This window comes from Streptomyces sp. NPDC002911 (genome assembly GCF_053591835.1).
Map to the genome: position 1 here is coordinate 244,024 of NZ_JBSFUO010000011.1, position 22,151 is coordinate 266,174.

General features: G+C 71.6%; 20 protein-coding genes and 3 pseudogenes. 13 read left to right on the top strand and 10 right to left on the bottom strand.

The genetic code is table 11. From position 1 onward, the window contains the following. Positions 1 to 202: 202 nt before the first annotated feature. Together ACWD04_RS19550 and ACWD04_RS19555 are read left to right on the top strand one after the other, a co-directional pair. Positions 203 to 925 (top strand): M23 family metallopeptidase, encoded by a 723-nt coding sequence (locus tag ACWD04_RS19550; protein WP_451133471.1) that lies wholly within the window; start codon positions 203 to 205, stop codon positions 923 to 925. Between the two features lie 148 nt (positions 926 to 1,073). Beyond that, positions 1,074 to 1,220: pseudogene (locus ACWD04_RS19555) on the top strand (TetR family transcriptional regulator); the annotation flags it as partial. 203 nt (positions 1,221 to 1,423) lie between these two features. Here ACWD04_RS19555 and cseC read toward each other — a convergent pair. The 5 genes from cseC to ACWD04_RS19580 form a co-directional block, all read right to left on the bottom strand. Continuing rightward, the gene (cseC, locus tag ACWD04_RS19560) at positions 1,424 to 2,740 is read right to left on the bottom strand and encodes a two-component system sensor histidine kinase CseC (RefSeq protein WP_451133473.1); all 1,317 of its coding nucleotides are present in this window, start codon (positions 2,738 to 2,740) and stop codon (positions 1,424 to 1,426) included. Next, positions 2,737 to 3,447 carry a two-component system response regulator CseB gene (gene cseB / locus ACWD04_RS19565; protein ID WP_451133475.1) on the bottom strand — a complete coding sequence of 237 codons (711 nt, stop codon included), beginning with the start codon at positions 3,445 to 3,447 and terminating at the stop codon, positions 2,737 to 2,739. The genes cseC and cseB overlap by 4 nt, the downstream gene beginning before the upstream one ends. Positions 3,448 to 3,458: 11 nt before the next feature. Then, positions 3,459 to 4,127, bottom strand: coding sequence for a hypothetical protein (locus ACWD04_RS19570; RefSeq protein WP_451133477.1), 669 nt, complete (start codon positions 4,125 to 4,127; stop codon positions 3,459 to 3,461). A gap of 17 nt (positions 4,128 to 4,144) precedes the next feature. Then, positions 4,145 to 4,729 (bottom strand): SigE family RNA polymerase sigma factor, encoded by a 585-nt coding sequence (locus tag ACWD04_RS19575; protein WP_451133479.1) that lies wholly within the window; start codon positions 4,727 to 4,729, stop codon positions 4,145 to 4,147. A 197-nt stretch (positions 4,730 to 4,926) separates the two neighbouring features. Beyond that, on the bottom strand, positions 4,927 to 5,829 hold the full coding sequence (locus tag ACWD04_RS19580) for an A/G-specific adenine glycosylase (RefSeq protein ID WP_451133481.1): 903 nt from the start codon (positions 5,827 to 5,829) through the stop codon (positions 4,927 to 4,929). Positions 5,830 to 6,089: 260 nt separating this feature from the next. Here ACWD04_RS19580 and ACWD04_RS19585 point away from each other — a divergent pair, with 260 nt between their 5' ends. Further along, on the top strand, positions 6,090 to 6,902 hold the full coding sequence (locus ACWD04_RS19585; protein ID WP_451133532.1) for a hypothetical protein: 813 nt from the start codon (positions 6,090 to 6,092) through the stop codon (positions 6,900 to 6,902). Positions 6,903 to 6,969: 67 nt separating this feature from the next. Here ACWD04_RS19585 and disA read toward each other — a convergent pair whose 3' ends face one another. Together disA and radA are read right to left on the bottom strand one after the other, a co-directional pair. After that, a complete protein-coding gene (gene disA, locus ACWD04_RS19590) occupies positions 6,970 to 8,094 on the bottom strand; it encodes a DNA integrity scanning diadenylate cyclase DisA (RefSeq protein ID WP_451133483.1) in 1,125 nt (374 codons plus the stop codon). An 80-nt stretch (positions 8,095 to 8,174) separates the two neighbouring features. Continuing rightward, the gene (gene radA / locus ACWD04_RS19595; protein WP_451133485.1) at positions 8,175 to 9,587 is read right to left on the bottom strand and encodes a DNA repair protein RadA; all 1,413 of its coding nucleotides are present in this window, start codon (positions 9,585 to 9,587) and stop codon (positions 8,175 to 8,177) included. Between the two features lie 186 nt (positions 9,588 to 9,773). Between radA and ACWD04_RS19600 the strand changes: the two genes are divergently transcribed. Beyond that, positions 9,774 to 11,588, top strand: a complete 1,815-nt coding sequence (locus ACWD04_RS19600) for a BACON domain-containing protein (RefSeq protein WP_451133487.1) — start codon at positions 9,774 to 9,776, stop codon at positions 11,586 to 11,588. A gap of 82 nt (positions 11,589 to 11,670) precedes the next feature. On the opposite strand, the gene ACWD04_RS19605 is transcribed toward ACWD04_RS19600, so the two are convergent. Continuing rightward, positions 11,671 to 12,513, bottom strand: a complete 843-nt coding sequence (locus ACWD04_RS19605; protein ID WP_451133489.1) for a hypothetical protein — start codon at positions 12,511 to 12,513, stop codon at positions 11,671 to 11,673. 32 nt (positions 12,514 to 12,545) lie between these two features. On the opposite strand from ACWD04_RS19605, the gene ACWD04_RS19610 reads away from it, so the two are divergent. From ACWD04_RS19610 to ilvD, 4 genes and pseudogenes are all read left to right on the top strand, one after another. Next, the gene (locus ACWD04_RS19610) at positions 12,546 to 13,493 is read left to right on the top strand and encodes a Ppx/GppA phosphatase family protein (protein ID WP_451133491.1); all 948 of its coding nucleotides are present in this window, start codon (positions 12,546 to 12,548) and stop codon (positions 13,491 to 13,493) included. 83 nt (positions 13,494 to 13,576) lie between these two features. Further along, positions 13,577 to 14,401, top strand: a complete 825-nt coding sequence (locus tag ACWD04_RS19615) for a sugar phosphate isomerase/epimerase family protein (RefSeq protein WP_451133493.1) — start codon at positions 13,577 to 13,579, stop codon at positions 14,399 to 14,401. Positions 14,402 to 14,511: 110 nt separating this feature from the next. Continuing rightward, positions 14,512 to 14,676 (top strand): annotated as a pseudogene (locus tag ACWD04_RS19620) (TetR/AcrR family transcriptional regulator); the annotation flags it as partial. 177 nt (positions 14,677 to 14,853) lie between these two features. Then, entirely contained in the window at positions 14,854 to 16,704 is a 1,851-nt protein-coding gene (ilvD, locus tag ACWD04_RS19625) for a dihydroxy-acid dehydratase (RefSeq protein WP_451133534.1), read from the top strand. 33 nt (positions 16,705 to 16,737) lie between these two features. Here the strand turns inward: ilvD and ACWD04_RS19630 are convergent, their stop codons facing one another. Continuing rightward, positions 16,738 to 18,927: a protein kinase domain-containing protein gene (locus ACWD04_RS19630; protein ID WP_451133536.1), complete on the bottom strand. Its 2,190-nt coding sequence runs from the start codon at positions 18,925 to 18,927 to the stop codon at positions 16,738 to 16,740. Positions 18,928 to 19,050: 123 nt separating this feature from the next. On the opposite strand from ACWD04_RS19630, the gene ACWD04_RS19635 reads away from it, so the two are divergent. The 4 genes from ACWD04_RS19635 to proC all read left to right on the top strand — a co-directional run bounded on the left by ACWD04_RS19635 (position 19,051) and on the right by proC (position 21,315). Continuing rightward, positions 19,051 to 19,386, top strand: a complete 336-nt coding sequence (locus tag ACWD04_RS19635) for an SH3 domain-containing protein (protein ID WP_451133495.1) — start codon at positions 19,051 to 19,053, stop codon at positions 19,384 to 19,386. Between the two features lie 34 nt (positions 19,387 to 19,420). Further along, a complete protein-coding gene (locus ACWD04_RS19640) occupies positions 19,421 to 19,966 on the top strand; it encodes a hypothetical protein (RefSeq protein WP_451133497.1) in 546 nt (181 codons plus the stop codon). A 15-nt stretch (positions 19,967 to 19,981) separates the two neighbouring features. Further along, a complete protein-coding gene (locus tag ACWD04_RS19645) occupies positions 19,982 to 20,218 on the top strand; it encodes a hypothetical protein (RefSeq protein ID WP_451133499.1) in 237 nt (78 codons plus the stop codon). A 278-nt stretch (positions 20,219 to 20,496) separates the two neighbouring features. After that, positions 20,497 to 21,315, top strand: a complete 819-nt coding sequence (gene proC, locus ACWD04_RS19650; RefSeq protein ID WP_451133501.1) for a pyrroline-5-carboxylate reductase — start codon at positions 20,497 to 20,499, stop codon at positions 21,313 to 21,315. A gap of 4 nt (positions 21,316 to 21,319) precedes the next feature. Here the strand turns inward: proC and ACWD04_RS19655 are convergent, their stop codons facing one another. Beyond that, a complete protein-coding gene (locus ACWD04_RS19655; RefSeq protein ID WP_451133543.1) occupies positions 21,320 to 21,580 on the bottom strand; it encodes a hypothetical protein in 261 nt (86 codons plus the stop codon). Here ACWD04_RS19655 and ACWD04_RS19660 point away from each other — a divergent pair. Next, positions 21,465 to 21,865: pseudogene (locus ACWD04_RS19660) on the top strand (helix-turn-helix domain-containing protein); the annotation flags it as partial. The gene ACWD04_RS19655 and the pseudogene ACWD04_RS19660 sit on opposite strands and share 116 nt — an antisense overlap. Positions 21,866 to 22,151 lie beyond the last annotated feature (286 nt).

A 22,151-nucleotide genomic window follows, 5' to 3' on the forward strand; every position in this document is an offset into this window, starting at 1 on the left:
AGGGGTTAAACCCGCTCGGCGAAGAATGCCGGGAAGCTCGCCTGCTGCCGACGGCCGGTGGCCGACGATGAATTCCCGGCCCCTCCGCTACGGCTTTTGATCGTAGATGGGGTGTTTGAGTGTTGTGGGGGATGCGGGTTACCAAGGTGGAGCAAGCCCGGTCGAGCACTGGGTCCAGTCCCCCCCCCGGAGGTTCCCCCGCATGTCGAAGCGCGTGACGTTCCAGCACTCCCGCCGCCCGTCCATGTCCCGCGTCAGTGGCGCCGTCGTGGCCGCCGGCCTGGGTGCGTCGATGGTGTTCGGTGCGGGCGCGGCGTTCGCGTCCGGCACGACGGGCACCGCGGACACCGCGGCCGTCGCCGGCGCGGCCACCGCCGATTCCGTCGCTCAGCAGGCGACCTCCCAGAGCAAGGCCGCCGCGAAGGCGAAGGCCGACAAGGTGGCGAAGGTCGACGCCAAGGAGAAGGCGGCAGCCAAGAAGAAGGCGGCGGCGAAGAAGAAGGCTGCTTCCTGGGAAGCCCCGGTCACCAAGTATGTGCTGAGTGCCAGCTACGGCACCGGCGGCGACCGCTGGTCCAACAAGCACTCCGGTCAGGACTTCGCCGTACCGATCGGCACCAAGGTGGAGGCCGCGCACACCGGCCGGGTCGTCAAGGCGGGCCCGAACGGCGGCGGCGACGGTCCTGCGTACGGCAACGCCATCGTGATCAAGCACGCCAACGGCACGTACTCGCAGTACGCCCACCTGTCGAAGATCCAGGTCGAGATCGGTGAGCGCGTGAAGACGGGTGAGAAGATCGCCCTGTCCGGCAACACCGGGAACTCCAGCGGCCCGCACCTGCACTTCGAGATCCGGACGAGCCCGAACTACGGCACGGCGATCAACCCGGTCTCGTTCCTGAACTCCGTGCACGTCCACATCTGACGCGTCCGGCGTCCGCCTTACGCGGCACCGTCGGGGCCCTGATCGTGGGCCCTGGCCACCAGCCTTGTGGCGATCTCGAGAGCAGCCTCGCGCTTCTCCTCGAGGTCGCCTTCGGCGTCTCCGAGGGCCACTCGCGCTGATGACGGGCCGACCGCGCACCCCGGAGACGAAGAAGAAGATCCTGGTCCGCCACAGCGAGGCACTCAAGGCCGCCGCGCGACTCTCCGTCTTCATCCAGGAGAACCAGGCGACGGTGCGCGAGCTGAGCATCGGCCCCACCATGAAGCACCGGCTACCTGGGCGCCGCGCTCCTCACCGCGGGCACCACCGTGATCGTGCCGGTCACCACCTGGGGTGGCACCGCCTGGAGCTCCGCCGTGATCATGGAGCTCATCGCAATCGGCGTGGCTCCCCTGCACGCGGCCCGGCAGGGAAACGGCGGCCGAGGAGTCCCAGACCGTCTGCGCAGCTGGAGTGAACGGGGCCCACCTCGTTCTCTCAGCCCGTTTCCGCCTGCCGCAGGACCGGGAAGCTCCCGGTGTTCGTCGGCGCGTGCTCAGGCAGCCACAGCACGGCGACCGCCCCGCCCGTGCCCCCGCCGGGCCCCGCGTTGCGGAACGTCAGCCTGGCCCCCAGAACCCGGGCCTGCCCCGCCGCGATGGTCAGCCCCAGACCGTGGCCCCGTACGGACCTGTCGCTGCTGCCGGTACGGAACCGGCTCGGCCCCTCCCGCAGCAGAGCCTCGGGGAAACCGGGCCCGTGGTCGCGGACCCGTACCACCCTGCCCTCGACCGTGACCTCGACCGGGCCGGCCCCGTGCTTGGCGGCGTTCCCCAGCAGATTGCCCAGGATGCGTTCCAGCCGCCGCGGATCCGTGCTCACCCAGGACTCGTGCACCACCCGCACCGCGATCTCCGGATCCAGCAGCCGGATCCGCCGGCTGACGAACTCGCCGAGCTGCAGTTCCTGCAGCTCGGCCCGCTCCGAGGCGCTGTCCAGCCTGGCCACCTCCAGAACGTCCTCGACCAGGGTCCGCATCGCCTGGGCCCGGTCCCGTACGAGCTCCGTGGGCCGCCCCGGGGGCAGCAGCTCGGCCGCGGTGAGCAGCCCGGTCACAGGGGTGCGCAGTTCATGGGCGATGTCTGCGGTGACCCGGCGCTCCGCCTCGATCCGCTCGTTCAGCGCGTCCGTGAGCGCGTCCACGGCCCTGGCCAGCTCGTCGGTCTCGTCCCGTACGACCCCGCCGACCGCTTCCCGTACGCGTACCTCCGTATTGCCCTGGGCGACCTTGCCGGCCGCTGCCGCCGCCTTGCGCAGCCTCCGGGACAGCTGGCCGCCGATCAGGACGCCCAGGGCGCAGCCGCCGAAGACGACCGAGACCGAGCCGATGGTGAGCGCCCGGTCGAGGTCGCCCATGATCGTGGCGCTGTGGTCGGCGAAGCGGGTGTGCAGCGAGAGGACGTCGCCGTTGGCCAGCGGTACGGCCGCCCAGACGTCGGGCACCCCGCCCGCGTACTCGTCGACACGGGTGGCGCGCCGGTGATCCCGGATCTGGTCGCGCAGGCTCACCGGCAGCGACGGGTCGTTGATCTTGGCGCCGAATTTCGGCGACGGCTTCTGGGGGCTCGTCGCCTCGTACAGCCGCTGGGCGAACAGCAGCCGCTCCAACTGCACCTCGCGCGCGTTCTCCAGCATCGAGACGCGGGCCGCGTTGTGGACGACGAGGCTCAGGGCCAGCGCGACGAGCGCGCCGACAGCGGCGATCGCGATGCTGATCTTCCAGCGGACCCCGGTCCGCAGTGCCAGCCGCCTCATGCGCGCAGCTTGTAGCCGAAGCCGCGGACCGTCTCGATCCGGTCCTGCCCGATCTTGGTGCGCAGCCGCTGAACATGGACGTCGACGACGCGTGTGTCCCCGCCCCAGCCGTAGTCCCAGACCCGCTCCAGCAGCTTGTCCCGGGAGAGCACCGTGCCGGGTGCAGCGGAGAATTCCAGCAGCAGCCGCATCTCCGTCGGCGTCAGACCCACGTGTGCGCCCTCTCGGCGCACCTCCATGCCTTCGGTGTCGATCTCCACATCACCGAAGACCAGCACACCGCCCGCCCCGTCCGGCGGCCCACCGGCCCCGGCGGGTGTCCCGCCCGCGCCGGCGGCGTGGCCGAAACGGCGCAGTACGGCGCGGATGCGGGCGACGAGCACCGCCCCGTCGAAGGGCTTGGTGACGTAGTCGTCGGCCCCGGCCTCCAGGCCGAGCACCACATCGATCGCGTCGGCCCGCGCGGAGAGCATGATCACGGGCACGGTCGACTCGTCGCGGATGCGCCGGCACAGGCTGACGCCGTCCAGGCCCGGGACCATCACATCCAGCAGCGCGATGTCCGGACGGTCCGCCCGGAAGGCCTCCAGGCCCAGCAGACCGTCGGGCACCGCGGTGACCAAGAAGCCGACCCGCTCCAGCGCGAGCTGGGTGGCCTCTCGGATGACGTCGTCGTCCTCGACGAAGAGGACATGGGTCTCAGCCATGCGAGCGGTCCTCAGTTCTGCGTCGTCCGGGGTGCGGGGAGTGCGCCCTCCCCGCTGCCGACGGCCCGGTTGAAGTCGTTGTGCACCCGGTCGGTCTCGGTGAACCGGCCGGCGTTCCAGTGGTAGGTGACGACGTCCTCACCGGAGGGATACGCGACCGAGTCCTTCGACCCGTACACCTGCGTCGTCACCACCAGATCGCCCCGGTCGATGGTGCCGTAGACCGCGGGCACCTCGGCGGAGAAGACGTTCCCGTACGAACCGTCGGCGAGCTGCCGGTAGACGTAGGTGCCGACCCCCACCGAGTCGCCGCAGGTCAGCACGTTGACCACGACATCCGTGGCCGTCCCGTCGGTGAGCGTGCCGTAGGAGGTGTCGACCGGGTACTCGTCACCGGCACAGGGCTTCAGGTCGTCCTTGAGCTGGTGGCTCACCTTCGGGTCGCCCTTGACGAGCCGCACGGCGTTCACCCGCGGGGCCGGCTTCGACGTCCCGGTGGGAGCCGTGCTCGACGGCGTGGCCCGGGCGACCTGCTGGGTGCTCGCCGCGCCCTCGTCGCGCGTACCCGTGCCTCCGGCGGAACAGCCGGCGCAGAACAGCCCGAAGGCGGCGAACCCGGCCAGTGCCGTGCCCCCCGCCGCCGAGCCTGCCCGGAGTCCTCTCCCGCGGCCGGCCGTCAAGCTCTCAATGCCGCCCGTCAGACCGCGCACCGCTCCCGCCCCCGCTCGTCATGACGCCTGTTGCGCTGCGCGGGTATCCGCGCCGGAGTCTCCTCGGCCTCACGGCTCCGGGCCGCACGGTCCTCCAGCTCCTGCCGCAGTCGTGCCAGGGCGCGGTGCAGCGTGCTCTTCACCGTACCCGCGGACATACCGAGCGCCGCGGCCGTCTCCTCCGTGCTCATCTGCTCCCAGTGTCGCAGCACGACGACGCTGCGCTGCTTCGGAGCGAGGACCCCGAGGACGTCCATGAGCAGGGCGCGGTCGGCCCGCTGCTCGGCGCCGTCGTCGACGCTCGCGTCGGGGAGCTGCTCGGTGGGGACCTCGTCGAGCTTGCGGGCCCGCCACCACTCCGTACGCGTGTTGATCATGACGCGGCGCAGATAGGCGTCGGCGAGGGACTTGTCCGCGATGCCGTCCCAGCGGCCGAAGGTGCGGACCAGGGCGGTCTGCAGCAGGTCCTGCGCGTCCACGGGATCGGGAACGAGCCGGCGGGCACTGCGCAACAGCGCGTCCTGCCTGGTCCGTACGTACTCCTCGAATCCGAGCACCTCGCCCTGCGCCATTACGACCGCCTCCGTCCCCGTGAATCCCCGTGTACCGCCGCCGGGCCGGGGTGGTCCCGTTGCCCGGCGTCAGCGACGTTACGGAGGCGTTGTCACGAGGGTGTGCGGAGCAGCCGTACGCGGACGCACGGCTGTCCATCGGTTGTGTAACAGCCGTTGGACAGCCGCTGGACAAGCCCGGTCCGCCCGGAGCGTGGTCAGGTCAGAGGCAGCCGGTACCGGCCGTTCGCCAGCGGCTCGACCAGCCCGTCGGAGACGAGGCCGTCCAGGGCGCGCGCCCGCTGCACGGGCTCTTCCCACACCGCGTCCAGCGCGGACTGCGGCACCGGGGTGACCGCGTCGCGGAGCACCGCGAGCAGCCGCCCCCGCACTTGCCGGTCCGTACCGGCATACGTCTGGCCGCGGCGCGGTGGCCCCTGGTGAGCGGGTTTCCCGGCCAGCCGCCAGGCGCACTGTCCGGAGATCGGACAGCGCGCGCAGTCCTCGTTCTTCGCGGTGCACACCAGTGCGCCGAGCTCCATCGTGGCCGCCGCCCAGCGGGCGGCGCGCTCGTTGTCCTCGGGGAGCAGCGCGCGGGCGAGCTTGCGCTCGGCCGCGGTGGTCGCGTTCGGCGGGTACTGGATGCCGGTGGCGGCCCGCGCGAACACCCTGCGGACGTTCGTGTCGAGCACGGCATGGCGCTGTCCGTACGCGAACGAGGCCACGGCCGCAGCCGTGTACTCCCCGATCCCGGGCAGTGCGAGCAACTGGCCGTGCTCGTTCGGAACGTCACCGCCGTGGCGTTCCGCTATCGCCTGCGCGGCCCCGTGCAGGCGCAGCGCACGGCGTGGGTAGCCGAGCCGGCCCCAGGCACGGACCGCTTCGCCCGGTGCGTCGGCGGCGAGGTCCGCCGGGCGCGGCCAGCGGGCCATCCACTGTTCGTAGACCGGAAGGACTCGGTTCACCGGGGTCTGCTGCAGCATGAACTCGCTCACCATCACACCCCAGGCACCCGCGTCGGGGCGGCGCCAGGGCAGATCGCGGGCGTGCTGCTCGAACCACCCGATGACGGGGGTATGGAGGGAGGCGGGGGGCGTCTGTGTCGAAGTCGTGGCAGTCATCGCACCTACGATCCTGGCACGGAAGGCGGGACATCGGGCACGGCTGCGGGGGTGTCGGCCCGGCTGTGGGCTCAGGGGGTGATAGCGCCACCCGTTCTGACCCCTCGCGAGGCCCTGGAGGGCCCCGAGCCGGTGCAAAACGGATGGAAGTGCCCCGCCCGCGGCCGCTCCGTGATGATGATCCGGAAAAGTTGTCAACAGAGCGACGGTTGGGGCCGGAGTTGGCGTGGATCTCTCGTACAGTTCGGTCCGTGGGTTCTATGCGCAATCCGGTCGGGCCGCTTCCCTCCAGCATCTACTGGCGTCGGAGAACAGTAGCGGTGCTGGTGATCGTGCTGCTCGCGGCGCTGGTCGCGTGGGCCGTCACCACGGGCGGCGGCAGCGGCGGCGGGCAGGACGACGGGAAGTCCGGAGGCTCCGACCCCGCCCCGTCCATCACTCCCGGACCGTCGAGCTCCGGCCCCGTCGTCGGCCAACCTCCGGGCGGCCGGGACGAGTCGGGGAACCCCGGAACCGGCACGGACGCGGGATCCGAGAGCGGCGGCGGGAGCACCGGGGCAGGCGGCGCGGCGGGATCGGACACCGCTGGTGCGGGCGGCTCCGCATCGGGCGGTACGGGCGCGGGCGCCGGCGGCAGTACGGGCGGCCAGCAGGTACCGACCGGCTCGACGCTCCCCAACTGCAAGCCGGCCGTGCTGCAGTTGAGCCTGAAGACGGACATCAGCTACGGACCCGACGACAAGCCGGAGTTCCGGCTGAGCGCCAGGAACACCTCGGCTGCCGACTGCAAGGCCGACTTCGGCCCGAAGAGTGCGGTGCTCACGATCACCGAAGCCGGTGAGGGCGACGAACAGGTGTGGTCCTCCGAGGACTGCCCGAAGAGCGGCGCCCTCTTCCTGCGGGTCCCCGCCGGAGCGACCGTCGTCCACACCGTCGAGTGGGACCGCGAGGGGAGCGCACCCCGGTGCGCGACACCGCCCGTCAAGGCCGCAGCCCCGGGTACGTATCTGGTGGAGGCCGAGGTGTCGGGCGAGACCGTCCGGCGCGCATCGTTCGTCCTGGCCAAGGACTGACAAGACGGCGGGGCTCCACCGGAAACGATCCGGCGGGGCCTGACGAGCTGGTCGGACGAAAGACCTTTCACACGTACCGCTCCAGGATCGAGGACTCCGCCAGCCGCGAGAGCCCCTCCCGGACGCTCCTGGCCCGCGCCTCGCCGACTCCGTCCACGGCCTGGAGGTCGTCCACGCTCGCGGCGAGCAGCTTCTGCAGGCCACCGAAGTGCTCCACCAGCCGCTCGATGATCGCCCCGGGCAGCCGCGGCACCTTCGCCAGAAGCCGGAAGCCCCGCGGGGAGACCGCCGAGTCCAGCGTCTCCGGGGACCCGCTGTAGCCCAGCGCCCGTGCCACCACGGGAAGTTCAAGCAGCTCGGTGTGGGTGAGCGTGTCCAGTTCGGCCAGTGCCTCCGGGACCGTACGGGACCGCTTCGCGGTCGGCTCGGGTACGTAGTCGCGCACGACCAGCTCCCGCTCCGGCTCCACACCCGCGATCAACTCGTCGAGCTGAAGCGACAGAAGGCGGCCGTCGGTGCCCAGCTCCACCACGTACTCGGCGATTTCGGTCGCGATGCGCCGCACCATCTCCAGGCGCTGCGAGACCGCTGTCACGTCCCGGACCGTCACCAGGTCCTCGATCTCCAGCGCGGAGAGCGTCCCGGCGACCTCGTCCAGCCTGAGCTTGTAGCGCTCGAGGGTGGCGAGTGCCTGATTGGCGCGGGACAGGATCGCGGATGACTCCTCCAGAACCCGCCGCTCCCCGTCCACGTACAGCGCGATCAGGCGCATCGACTGGGAGACCGACACCACCGGGAAGCCACACGCCTTGGAGACCCGATCCGCCGTGCGGTGACGGGTGCCCGTCTCCTCGGTCGGGATGGAGGCGTCCGGGACCAGCTGCACGCCGGCCCGCAGGATCTTGGTCATCTCCTTGTCGAGGATCATCGCGCCGTCCAGCTTGCACAGTTCGCGCAGGCGCGTCGAGGTGAACTCCACGTCGAGCACGAAGCCGCCGGTACACATGGATTCGACGGTTTTGTCCATGCCGAGCACGATCAGTCCGCCGGTGTTGCCGCGGAGGATGCGCTCCAGGCCGTCGCGAAGGGCCGTTCCGGGCGCGACCGCGCTCAACGAGGCGCGCATCAGCGCCTCGTTCCCCGTGCCTTGGCCGGACTTTCCGGGCGATGCTGCCCGGTCGTTGGCTGCCACTGCACTCCTCCGGTCACAGGTTTTCGGTGCCCTTGCGTCCCTCATACCGTTCGTACGGGCGGGCGAGACCAGGGCAAAGTCTACCGGCGTGCGCCGTCCTCCTGTGGTCCGTCCGGCCGAGATCTACGGGGGAGGACTCTCAGGGCGTCGCCCATGTCGGCCACTTCTGTGACCTTCATACCGGCCGGGACCTGTCCCGGGTCCCTCGGGACGAGGGCGTGCTTGAACCCGAGACGGTACGCCTCCGCCAGCCTGCGCTGGACCCCCGTCACCCTTCTGACCTCCCCGGCGAGGCCCACCTCACCGATCGCGACCAGGTTCTTCGGGAGTGGTGTGTCGCTGGCCGCGCTGGCCAGGGCCAGGGCGATCGCGAGGTCCGCGGCCGGCTCGGTGAGCTTCACGCCACCCACCGTCGCGCTGTAGATGTCCCGTTTGCCGAGGGCGCTGATCCGGCCCCGCTGTTCGAGAACGGCCAGCATCATCGAGACCCGGGAGGTTTCCAGGCCCGAGGTGGTGCGCCGGGGCGAGGGGATCTGCGAATCGACCGTCAGTGCCTGCACCTCGGCGACGAGAGGGCGCTTGCCCTCCAGGGTGACCGTCAGACAGGTGCCCGGGACGGGCTCGTCGCGGCGGGTGAGGAAGAGCCCGGAGGGATCGGCCAGGCCGGTGATGCCCTCGTCGTGCAACTCGAAGCAGCCGACCTCGTCCGTGGCGCCGTAGCGGTTCTTGACACCCCGTACGAGCCGGAGGCGCGCGTGCCGGTCGCCTTCGAAGGACAGCACCACGTCGACGAGGTGCTCCAGGAGCCGTGGCCCCGCGATCGCGCCGTCCTTGGTCACATGGCCCACCAGGAGCGTCGACATGCCGCGCTCCTTGGAGGCCCTGATGAGTGCTCCCGCGACCTCGCGGACCTGCGCCATGCCGCCGGGCGCGCCGTCGATCTCCGGTGAGGCGACCGTCTGCACGGAGTCGAGGACGAGGAGGGACGGCTTGACCGCGTCCAGGTGCCCCAGGACCGCGGAGAGGTCGGTCTCGGCGGCCAGATACAGGTGGTCGTTGATCGCCCGGATCCGGTCGGCCCGCATCCGCACCTGGCTGGCGGACTCCTCGGCCGTGACGTAGAGGGTGCGGTGGTCGTCGCTCGCCGCCTTGGCGGCCACGTCCAGGAGCAGCGTCGACTTGCCGACGCCCGGCTCACCGGCGAGCAGCACGACCGCGCCGGGGACGAGTCCTCCGCCGAGCACCCGGTCCAGCTCACCGACCCCGGTCGAGCGCGCTGTGGCCTGCCGGCTGTCGACCTGGCCGATCGGCACGGCGGGGGTGGAGACCCGGCCCGCGGCCGTCGTACGCACCGCGGGGGCGCCGCCGAACTCCTCGACCGTCCCCCAGGCCTGACACTCCGGGCAGCGGCCGAGCCATTTGGCGGTCGTCCAGCCGCATTCGGTGCAGCGGTAGGACGGGCGGTCCTTCGCGGATTTCGTACGGGCAGCCATGGCGTCACCGTATAGGTGAGGTCTGACAGCGCCGGTCGCGGGCACGGAAGCCGAACATGTGCCCGATGCGATATTTCTGGAGGAATTCGGGATTCCTGTCCCCTTTCGAGGGGGACTGTCACTCGTAAGGGTCAAATGTCGGAAAGTGCGGGCATGGTCCCGCCCGTACCTGCCTACGGTCGCCACGTGACGAGCAGCAGGCTGGAGCCCCCTACGCACACCACCGGCGCCCGGGCGCACCGCCGCGAGGCCCGACCCTCGGCACAGCGGTCGCCCGCGTGTTACGAGCCCTATCTCGACGGTCTGTTCACCTACTGCCTCTCCGTGCTCTGCGACCACGAGGCCGCCACCGAGGCGCTCGGCGCGGTCCTGGCGATCGCCGAAAGGCAGGACGGCCGGTGCCCCTCGGCTGAGGAGGAACGTAAATCCTGGCTGTACGCCCTGGCCAGATGGACCTGCCTGCGGGCCCTCACCGAGCAGAGGCGGGGCCGTCAGGCGCACCGGCGGCCGGCCGGCCCGCTCGGCGGCGCGCCGCGTGAGGGCGCCCGCGCGTCCGGCACCCGGGGAAGCCGAGCCACCCAGGCAAACCAGGGCGCCGCGGAGGAGGCCGCCGCCCCCGGCTGCCCCGCGGAGTCCCCGGCGGCCGAAGCACGCGGGCGCGAACTCGCGCAGCTGGCCTGGCCCGAGGCCGCCGGTACCACCCCCGAGCAGCGCGAGGCCCTGGAGCTTGCCGTGCGCCACGGGCTCACCCCGCGTGCCGTCGCCGCAGTCCTCGGCCTCGACCCCGGCAGCGCCCGGGAACTCCTGGCCGGAGCGGCCTGCGAGGTGGAGCGCACCCGCGCCGCCCTCGCCGTGGTGGAGACGGGGAACTGCCCCGCCGTCGCCCGGCTCACCGGCACCCACCAGGTGCTGCTCCCGGCGACCTTGCGCCGGGAGCTCGTCCGGCACGTCGACGACTGCCCCCGCTGTCGCCGTGCCGCCGAGCGAGCCGGCGCGGCAGGGCCCTGGCCCGGCGCGACCATCACCCCGGTCGCCGCACTGCCGGTCGTTGAGGCCCCCCGCCCCTCGGTGCACATCGCCCTGACGCACGCCCGGCGGTCCCGGTCCGGCGCCCCGCGCTTCGGCCGCACCGGCTTCCCGCTGGACCCCAAGGACCAGGCCGCGCGCCGGGACCGAGTGCGCGCCCGGGTCGTGACGACCACGGTCGTGGCGACGGTCGTCGCCGCCCCGGTGATCGCCCTGTGGGCCGCCTACCGGGGTGCGCCGCTGACCGGCGAGGGCCGCGACACCTCGGTCACCGCGACGGACGTGGCCGCGGTACCGGCCTCCGGCGGCGAGCCGTACGACCACTACGAGAACGCGGGCAACGCCCGCCCCGACGGAAAGGGCGGTTTCACGGTGGGCCCCGGGGCACCTGATGTCTCGGCCGAGGTCATCAGCATGGGCGACGGCCCGGCCGGAGCGGGCCCGCTCGCGGTCTCGGCCCGCTCGTCCGGCGGCCGTACGGCGATCACCCTGACCGCCACCGGCACACGGGCGGTCGCCTGGTCGGCGCGTGCGGACGCCCCGTGGCTGCGCCTCAGCCGTACGTCCGGCACGGTCGCCCCCGGCCGGAGCGTCACCTTCTACGTGCTGGTGAACCGCACGGCCGAGCCGCAGGGCCCGTGGAATGCGCGCGTCCTGCTCACCCCGTCGGGGTCCACGGTCGCGGTCACCGGATACGGCGCCGCGTCCCCGCGCCCCGGTGTCCCGGAGCCATCACCGGACGACCCGTCCTCGCAGTCCCCGAGCCCCACGCCGTCCGCCCCGTCGACGGATGCGGCCCCGTCCCCCACGGGCCCCGCCGGCCCACCGGGTCCGACGCCCACGCCGACCGGTCCGCCGACGGGGACACCGGGCTCGCCGAACCCCACACCCTCACCGTCCGGCGGATCCGGCGAGCCCGCGCCGTCCTCCGGCCCGACGACGGGCTCGGGCTCCCCGGCCGGACCGGCCGGATGAAGCGAACGGCGGCCCGGGAACGAGGCGGAACGTTTGTCCGCTCCGCCCCGGGCCGCCGGGGCAGGGCGGCAGACGGACGCTCTCAGGCCGGATCGGCCGGATGCGGCGCCATCGGCAGCAGGGCCGCCAGCCGCTGCTCGCACAGCTCGGCCAGCCGGTCGTAGGCCTCCTCGCCCATCATCTCCGTGAGCTCGGGACGGTAGGACACATAGACCGGGTCACCGGCCCCGTGCGCGGACGTCGCCGACGTGCACCACCAGTGAAGATCGTGGCCACCGGGGCCCCAGCCCCGGCGGTCGTACTCCCCGATCGAGATCTGGAGCACGCGCGTGTCGTCGGGCCGTTCGATCCAGTCGTACGTACGGCGGACCGGCAGCTGCCAGCACACGTCCGGCTTGGTCTCCAGCGGCTCCTTGCCCTCCTTGAGGGCAAGGATGTGCAGGGAACAGCCCATGCCACCCGCGAAACCGGGGCGGTTCTGGAAGATGCATGAGCCCTCCCAGCGCCGCGTCTGGCGCTCGCCGTCCTCGTCGACCCCGACCCAGCCGGTCTTCGTGCCGACGTCGTGGAACTGCCACAGCTCCGGTGTGAGCCGCGCGACATGCCCGGCCACCCGCTTCTCGTCGTCCTCGTCCGAGAAGTGCGCGCCCAGCGTGCAACAGCCGTCGTCCGCGCGGCCCGCCTGGATGCCCTGGCAGCCGCTGCCGAAGATGCAGTTCCACCTGGACGTCAGCCAGGTCAGATCGCACCGGAAGATCTGCTCGTCGTCGGCGGGGTCGGGGAATTCGACCCAGGCCCGCGCGAAGTCGAGGCCCTTCTCGTCGGGCCCGTCCGGCCCCGTTCCTTCCGGCTGGTGTGCCTCCCGCATCGTTCTCTGCTGCTTCTTCGTGGCTTTGTCCGGCTTCGCCTTTTTCGTCTTTGGCACGTGCCCAGAGTAAGCCGCAGTAGCGTGCCCGTATGAGACTCGGAGTCCTCGACGTGGGGTCGAACACAGTGCACCTGCTGGTGGTCGACGCGCACCCCGGTGCCCGCCCGCTGCCCGCCCACTCGCACAAAGCGGAATTGCGGCTCGCCGAACTCCTCGACCGGGACGGCGCCATCGGCCCCGAGGGTGTGAACCGCCTCGTGAAGACGGTCGTCGACGCCCTTCAGGCAGCCGAGGACAAGGGCTGCGAGGACGTACTGGCGTTCGCCACCTCCGCCGTGCGGGAGGCGGGCAACGCGGACGAGGTGCTGGCCCGGGTGCAGGACGAGACCGGTGTCGCCCTCGCCGTCCTCAGCGGTGAGGAGGAGGCCCGGCTGACCTTCCTCGCCGCCCGCCGCTGGTTCGGCTGGTCCGCGGGCAAGCTGCTGGTCCTCGACATCGGCGGCGGTTCCCTGGAGGTCGGCTACGGGATGGACGAGGAGCCCGACGCCGCCGTCTCGCTGCCGTTCGGCGCCGGCCGGCTCACCGCCGGCTGGCTCCCGGGCGATCCGCCGGACCCGACCGCCGTACGGGCGCTGCGCCGCCATGTCCGGGCCGGCATCGCCCGTACGGTCGGCGAGTTCACCCGGCTGGGACCGCCCGACCGCGTCGTCGGCACCTCCAAGACGTTCCGGCAGCTCGCCAGGATCACGGGTGCCGCCCGCTCCGCCGAAGGGCTGTACGTGCAGCGCGTCCTCACCCGCAAGGCCCTGGAGGAGTGGGTGCCGAATCTGTCGGCGATGACCGTCGCGCAGCGGGGGAATCTGCCCGGGGTCACCGAGGGGCGCGCCGCACAGCTCCTGGCGGGGGCGCTCGTCGCCGAGGGCGCGATGGACCTGTTCGGGGTCGAGGAGCTGGAGATCTGCCCCTGGGCTCTGCGCGAGGGAGTCATCCTCCGCCGCCTCGACCACCTGCCGACGGAGCAGGCGGCCCTGGCCTGATCCCGGCTGCCTCCCTTCATGGCCCTGGTCACTTTCAGCCGGGCTCCCTCGGCGTCGCGGACGGCTGCCCGTACCCTGGCCACGTGGCAGAACCAGTGGTGCGCATCCCGGATGCGAAGGTCGCCCTGTCGACGGCTTCCGTCTATCCGGAGTCGACGGCGACGGCCTTCGAGATCGCTGCGCGCCTCGGTTACGACGGCGTCGAGGTCATGGTCTGGACCGACCCCGTCAGCCAGGACATCGAGGCGCTGAGGCGGCTCTCGGACTACCACCAGGTGCCGATCCTGGCGGTGCACGCGCCCTGTCTGCTGATCACCCAGCGGGTCTGGTCCACAGATCCGTGGGTGAAGCTCCAGCGGGCCAGAGCCGCCGCAGAGGCGCTCGGCGCGTCGGCGGTGGTCGTCCACCCGCCGTTTCGGTGGCAGCGCAACTACGCCCGCGACTTCGTCACCGGCATCTGGCGCATGGCGGACGAGACCGATGTGCGCTTCGCGGTGGAGAACATGTACCCGTGGCGCTACCGGGACCGCGAGATGCTCGCGTACGCCCCCGCCTGGGACGTCAGCAATGACGACTACCGGCACTTCACGGTGGACCTCTCGCACACCGCGACCGCCCGCACCGACAGCCTGGCCATGGTGGACCGGATGGGCGACCGGCTCGCCCACGTCCACCTCGCCGACGGCAAGGGCTCCAACAAGGACGAGCACCTGGTGCCCGGCCGGGGCGACCAGCCGTGTGCGGAACTGCTGGAGCGGCTGGCCCGTACCGGCTTCGACGGCCATGTGGTCATCGAGGTCAACACCCGCCGGGCCATGTCCTCGGCCGAACGTGAGGCCGATCTCGCGGAAGCGCTCGCCTTCACCCGGCTCCATCTGGCGTCGTCGGCGCGGACTCCCCGCCCGTGATACCCGGCGCCGACGGCACGTCCCCACGCCGGGGGGCCCTTCCCGCACGGCGGACACCACCGGCTCCGACGCCGGGCGCTCGGCGCTCACGCACGAGGCGGCGGGCATAGGTGCCGCGCCGGCTGCTGGAGCGGATCGCGGCGGAGCTGGACGTGCCCGGCCCGGCCTTCCGTGCCGAACCGGCGGCCTCGCACATGCTAGGCATCTCGATCCCGCGGTACGTCATCAGGGCGGAGCCACTGGCGTCCATGGACCCCGAGAAGATCATCGCGATGGTGGCCCCAGCCCCAGCCCCAGCCCCCGTGGTATCTGGACGACGGGTGATCCGGTCCGGGCCTGTCACGTGCCCGCGCACTGGGCGCCCCGTCCCGCCTGTCGGACGGCGTGTCCAGATCTTGGCACGAGGGGCGTACGCTCGGAGACAGTCTTTTCTGTCGAAGGAGCGAGCGACGATGCCCCAGCTGAGGTCCCGCACTGTCACCCACGGCCGCAACATGGCCGGCGCCCGCGCCCTTATGCGGGCGTCCGGCGTAGCCAGTGAGGACATCGGTAAGCCGATCATCGCGGTGGCCAACTCCTTCACCGAGTTCGTCCCGGGCCACACCCACCTCGCCCCAGTCGGCCGAATCGTCTCCGAGGCGATCAAGGCGGCGGGCGCGGTGCCCCGTGAGTTCAACACCATCGCGGTGGACGACGGCATCGCCATGGGACACAACGGCATGCTCTACAGCCTGCCCTCCCGTGACCTCATCGCGGACAGCGTCGAGTACATGGTCGAGGCCCACTGCGCCGACGCCCTGATCTGTATCTCCAACTGCGACAAGATCACCCCCGGCATGCTGATGGCCGCGATGCGCCTCAACATCCCCACGGTGTTCGTCTCCGGCGGTCCGATGGAGGCCGGCAAGGCCACCCTCGTCGACGGCACGGTCCGCAAGCTCGACCTGGTCAACGCGATCAGCGACGCGGTCGACGAGAGTATCTCCGACGAGGACATCCTCCGCATCGAGGAGAACGCCTGCCCCACCTGCGGCAGCTGCTCCGGCATGTTCACCGCCAACTCGATGAACTGCCTGACCGAGGTCCTCGGCCTCTCCCTCCCCGGCAACGGCTCGGTCCTCGCCACGCACACCGCCCGCAAGGCGCTGTACGAGGACGCGGGCCGCACGGTCGTCGACATCACCCGGCGCTACTACGAGCAGGACGACGCGACCGTCCTGCCCCGGGCCATCGGCACCCGTGCCGCGTTCGACAACGCCATGGCGCTCGACATCGCCATGGGCGGCTCGACCAACACGATCCTGCACCTGCTCGCCGCGGCGCAGGAGGCCGAGCTCGCCTACGATCTCGACGACATCAACGCGGTCTCGCGACGCGTGCCCTGTCTGTCGAAGGTCGCCCCCAACGTCGCCCCCGGCGGCACGTACTACATGGAGGACGTCCACCGGGCGGGCGGCATCCCCGCCCTCCTCGGCGAGCTGCACCGGGCCGGTCTCCTCAACGAGGACGTGCACTCGGTCCACTCCGACACCCTTGCCGAGTGGCTGAAGAACTGGGACATCCGCGGCGGCTCCCCCTCGCCCGAGGCCGTCGAGCTCTGGCACGCGGCTCCCGGCTGCGTCCGCTCGGCGACGGCCTTCTCGCAGTCGGAGCGCTGGGACACCCTGGACCTGGACGCCGCGGGCGGCTGCATCCGCGACCTGGAGCACGCGTACTCCAAGGACGGCGGCCTCGCGGTCCTCAAGGGCAATCTCGCCGTGGACGGCTGCGTCGTGAAGACGGCGGGCGTCGACGAGTCGATCTGGACCTTCGAGGGCCCGGCCGTCGTCTGCGAGTCGCAGGACGACGCCGTCGACAAGATCCTCCGCAAGGAGATCAAGGACGGCGACGTGGTCGTCATCCGCTACGAGGGCCCCAAGGGCGGCCCCGGCATGCAGGAGATGCTCTACCCGACGTCGTTCCTCAAGGGCCGTGGCCTCGGCAAGACCTGCGCGCTGGTCACCGACGGCCGCTTCTCCGGCGGTACGTCGGGCCTGTCCATCGGCCACGCGTCGCCCGAGGCGGCGTCCGGCGGCACGATCGCGCTGGTCGAGGACGGCGACCGGATCCGGATCGACATCCCCAACCGTTCGATCGAGCTCCTCGTCCCCGACGCCGATCTGGACGCCCGCCGCGAGGCGCTGAACGGCGTGTACGCGCCGAAGAACCGTGACCGCAAGGTCTCGGCGGCCCTGCGCGCCTACGCGGCGATGGCCACGAGCGCGGACCGGGGCGCGGTCCGCGACGTCTCCAAGCTCGGCTGACCCCCTGCGGCCTGTCCGGCCCCGTCCCTGATCTCACCAGTGGGCGGGGTCGTCCGCGTCCACGGCGAAGACGGTTCCGTCCGGTCCGGTGCCGATGACGCTTCCGCCCAGGACGACGGGGGCGGGCAGGGACGAGGCATGGCTGAGCCTGCCGTCCCTGAGCCTCGGACGCGTCTGGCCGAGCAGCGTCCCCTGCTCCGTGTCGACGGCGAGCAGCCGGCCGTCGGCGGCAGAGAAGTACAGCCGGCCGCCCGCTCCGAGGACCGGCGCCGAGGTCATCCCGACAGCCGTCTCCAGCCGCCAACGCTCGGCCCGCCCTCCGCCCGGGCGGATGTCGACGGCCAGCAGGGTTCCGCCGCGCTCCAGCAGCAGGGCGGTGTCTCCGTCCACCACGGTCTCCGGCCCGTTCATCCGGAAGGGCAGCGCGATGCGGGCCGTGCTCCGCAGCGCCGGGTCGTAGCGGACGAGTGCGGTGGTCTGCGCCTTCTCGTTCATGGAGGTCAGCAGGAGCGCCCCGCCCGACATCCCTGCCGGAGTGAGCATCCCGTCCAGCCTGCGCTGCCAGGCCGTGCTGCCGGTCTTCGCCTCGATGGCCGTGACCAGGGTGGTGGCCCCCTGAGCCGAGCTCTCGTACGCGTACGCGAGACCGGTCGCGGCGTCGTACACGGCGTAACCCGGCCGCATGTGTCCCGGGACGGCGTGCCGCCACCTGGAGGCGCCGGTCGCCGAGTCGAGTCCCTGGAGCGTTCCGTCCTGGCGGGCCGTCAGCAGGGTGTCACCCGCAGGCAAGGGGGTGTCGACGTACCGGGAGAGATCCGTATGCCAGAGCTCAATTCCGCTGCCGGAGGAGTACGTGCGGAGCTTCTCGCCCGCCACGACGGTGTAGGCCATGCTCCCGGACACCGCGCCGACAGGACTCGTGCTCCCGGAGCTCTTCGACGCGTCCCGGTGCGCCCAGACCACCCGGCCGTCCGAAGGATCCAGCCGGGCGGTGCCGAAACCGTCGGTCACGCAGTACAGGGCGGAGCCCGAACCTGCCCCCGGGGCACACGACGGAGTCGAGCTGCCCGGGGAGCGCAAGGTGGTCTGCCACGGTACGACGGCCGTCGCGCGCTCCTTCTCCGCGCCCGCGCCGGTTTCCGCCTCCGGCGTCCCGGACCCGCCCCAGGCTCCGGCCGCCCAGAGACCGCCGGCCAGCAGCACCACTGCCGCGGCGACGGCTGCGAGCCGGTGCCGCGTGCGACGGCCCGGCACCGCCCCCGGCCCGGATCCGGAGGGCGGCCCGCCCGCCGCACGCACGTGCGTGGTCTCCTCGTCCGCCCCCATGTCCTCGTCGGCTTCCCCGCACTCGGCGGCGAGCGGCCTGCGCTGGACCGGTATGAAGGCGGCCGCCTCGTACGACGGAGGGTGCAGCGCGGCCATGATCTCGCCCGGGGTGGGGCGCTCCGCCGGGTCCTTGGCCAGGCAGCGACCGACCAGGGGCGCGAGATCCGCCGGCACCCCGGCCAGATCGGCCTCGTCGTGCACCACCTGGTAGGCCACCAGGTACGGGCTGTCCGAGTCGAACGGGCCCCGGCCCGTCGCCGCGTGCACCAGCACCGCCCCCAGTGCGAACACGTCCGCGGCCGGACCGACCTCACGGGGCCGCTGGAACTGCTCGGGCGCCATGTACGGCGGCGAGCCGATCAGCTTGCCCGTCTCCGTGCGGAGATCGCTGTCGTACGGCCGTGAGATCCCGAAGTCGATGACCTTGGGCCCGGAGTCGGGGAGCAGAACGTTGCTGGGCTTGAGATCCCGGTGGATGACACCGGCCCGGTGGATGTCGCGCAAAGCCTCGGCGAGGCCTGCCGTGAGCCTGCGCAGCTCGGCGGGGCTCATAGGTCCGTTCCGCTTCACCTGCGCGGCGAGCGTCGGGCCGGGTACGTAGAGGGTGGCCATCCAGGGCAGCGCGGCCGCCGGATCGGCATCCACGACCGGCGCGGTGAACGCCCCGCTGACCCTTCGGGCAGCCGCGACCTCCTGCCGGAAACGTGCCCTGAACTCGGGGTCCGCCGCGTGCTGGCGGTGGACCACCTTCACCGCGAGCTGGAGCCCGGAGGCGGAGCGCGCCAGGTGCACGACACCCATGCCGCCCGCGCCGAGACATGCCTCGAGCCGGTACTGTCCGGCGTACTCAGGATGCTCCGCTTCCGGATGTGATCCGGTCCCTCGCAGCGGCGGCATCGCCCACCCCCGTGTGTTCGTGCGCAAGCGCGACGAACGGAGCCTAGTCGATGGTGCGTGCGAGGAGCGTGGGGCTTGTTAGCCTGCGCGTCACACGCATCGCTTTCAACGGGGGAGGCCCTCATGGGTGTTGAAGAGAACACGGCCGGCACAACCACCACGGACGCCGGCGCGGTCGCCGGCGAGGAGGTCACGGCGCTCGCCGCGGACACCGTCGTCTACCCGATCGCTCCTGGATACCGCGTCAACGTCCGCAGGGGACCCGGGACGCGGTACGGGATCGTCCGGACGCTGCCGTACGGGATGAGCGTCCCGGTGTACTGCCAGAAGCCGGGGGAGCGGGTGTCCGGCCCGTACGGCACGTCGAACCTCTGGGACAACATCGCCAACGGCCAGTTCGTGGCCGACGCCTACGTCAAGACAGGCAGTGACGGGTACATCGCTCCGCGCTGCGACTGACGGAACCGGCACGCGCCCGGGGATAATCGATTCCGTGAGCGAGAACAGTGAAGCCCCCGGAACGTCCTCGGCCGAGCCTTCGGGCGGCACCACACCAGGGCCGCAGCCCGAAACCCTCCGTCTCTTCGGTACGACCTGGGTCGACCATGACGGCGGGTACGGGCTGCGGCGCGTGGGTGCCACCGTCGGCTCGCTCGTCGCGGCCGTCGCCGCGTGCTTCGTCCTGCGCTTCGCTTACCAGGGGCTGGAGATCGCCGAGGTCGGCAGCTTCGTCGGCATGCTGGTCGTGCTGATGTTCGCGGTCTGCAGCGCCATCGCCTTCCGCAAGACCTGGGAGGGCTTCACCCGCCGCCCCGCCGACCCGGCCCATGAGGACCGGCTGCGCGGTCTCAAGTCGATCGGCTTCATCGGCTCGCTCCTCGCCTATTTCATCCGCTCGTTCACCGAGGCACCGGGCGAGAAGCTGCGTCGCACGGAGTACGAGACGGCGCTCGCCCAGTACACGAAGCGCCGCTCGTCCCGGACCGGCAATCCGGCGGCCCGCAAGAGCGCCAAGGGAAAGCGCTCCGGGCGCCGGTAGAAGCGCCCGGGGCGTATGCACGATGAACCGTCCGCTGAATCGCCGGCCATGACACCCGGCTGCGCCGTCACCCCGGGCGGAGAGCGGCGCTTACGGCGCACCGGGAGGACCCGGTTCGCGCAGCCTTCCGCATCCGGTGACTTCGCGCGCCGCCGCTCCCTGGACGAGGAGCGCGGACAGCTGGCAGCCGTGTTCCCCGACGACATGGTCGAGAAGCGTTATGAGGTCGGAGCCGGCGTGCTGGTCCGCTGACCGCCCCGGCGGGGCAGGCCGTATCCCTTGACGAGGGCGCGTCGGCGGGATCACCGGTCATCGCATGATGGATGTGTCGAGCCCCTGCGGACGCGAGTGCCGTCGAGGCCCGCGCGCTCACCGTCGTAAGGGGAGACCGCACGGCCTCGACTTCGCCGTCGAGCCGGGCAGCATCACCGGCCTCGCCCGGGCGCCGCCACCCTCCGGCGCCGCACCACCTGACGGCGCGGTGCGAGGATGGCGACCGACGAGCAGCACCGCGCACCGCCACCCGGAGGATGAACCGCATGACCCAGACAGTCGCAGTCCTCGGTACCGGAAAGATCGGCGAGGCCCTGCTCAGCGGCATGATCCGGGCGGGTTGGCGGGCTCGCGACCTGCTGGTGACCACCCGCCGCACCGAACGCGCCGAGGAGCTCCGCACCCGCTACGGAGTCGAGGCCGTCACCAACGCCGAGGCCGCCAAGAGCGCCGACATCCTCATCCTCGCGGTCAAGCCCCAGGACATGGGCCGGCTCCTCGGCGAGCTCGCCCCCCACATCACCGCGGACCGCCTCGTCATCAGCGCCGCCGCCGGTATCACGACGGCCTTCATCGAGGACAGCCTCGCCTCAGGCACCCCGGTCGTACGCGTCATGCCGAACACACCCGTCCTGGTGGACGAAGGCATGTCCGTCATCTCCGCGGGCAGTCACGCCACCGCCGAGCACCTTGACCACGCCGAGGCGATCTTCGGAGGCGTCGGCAAGACGCTCCGGGTCCCCGAGTCCCAGCAGGACGCGGCCACCGCACTCTCCGGATCGGGGCCCGCGTACTTCTACTTCCTCGTCGAGGCGATGACCGACGCCGGCATTCTGCTAGGCCTGCCGCGCGCCCAGGCCCACGACCTGATCGTCCAGGCCGCCATCGGGGCGGCGGTCATGCTCCGGGACAGCGGTGAACACCCGGTCAAGCTCCGTGAGGCCGTCACCAGCCCGGCCGGCACAACGATCAGCGCCATCCGGGAACTGGAGAACCACGGGGTTCGGGCCGCCCTCATCGCCGCTCTGGAAGCTGCCCGCGACCGCAGCCGTGAGCTGGCCACAGGCAACGGCTGACCAGCTACTCCTTGACGACGGTCACCAGCTCCTCGCAGCACACCACGCCCGCGAACCCACCGCCATGCAACGTCAAGGCGGTGGCACGAGCCACTCCTTCGGCGCTCAGCTTCCAGCCCTGCGGCCCCACCGCAACCAATCCTGGCGCGGCCGGCCTGCCCGCCCGCACCTTCGCCCGCCATTTCCAGGCCACCACCGGTACGACGCCGATGCGCCGGCTGATCACGCAACGCATCGACGCAGCCCAGAAGCTGCTGGAGCGCACAGACCTGGCTCTTCCCGAGGTCGCACGCCGCGCGGGTCCGGCAGCGAGATCACCATGCGCCAGCACTTCGCGACACACCTGGCCACCAGCCCACGCGACTACCGGCCGGCCTACTGTGACGGGGCGGGCGGACCGGGGTTGACACGCCCCACACCGGTCCGTAGTGTGCTCCGAGTTGTCCGACGTGAGCGCCGACTCCGGTCGGTCCCCGGACAACCATTCCGCAGTAACCACCGAAACGAGCGACGTCTGTCGCGGGTTTTTATGTGCGCACGTGCGAAATGAGGAATCAGTGTTCGAAGGAGACCCGATTAGCGTCGGGGCTGGGGATTCCGCTAAAGTCTCACTCGTCGGAACGGCCCAGCGGCCGGGACGGCAAACCCCACTGACTGGGAATCAGGCCCGAAAGGATCTGATAGAGTCGGACTCGCCGGAAAGGGAAACGCGAAAGCGAAGAACTGGAAAGCGAAACAGCAGGAACCCGCTTCGGCCGGGAATCGGACACGAAAGAGTCTGATAGAGTCGGAAACGCAAGAACGAAGGGAAGCGCCCGGAGGGCCCCGGTGAAACG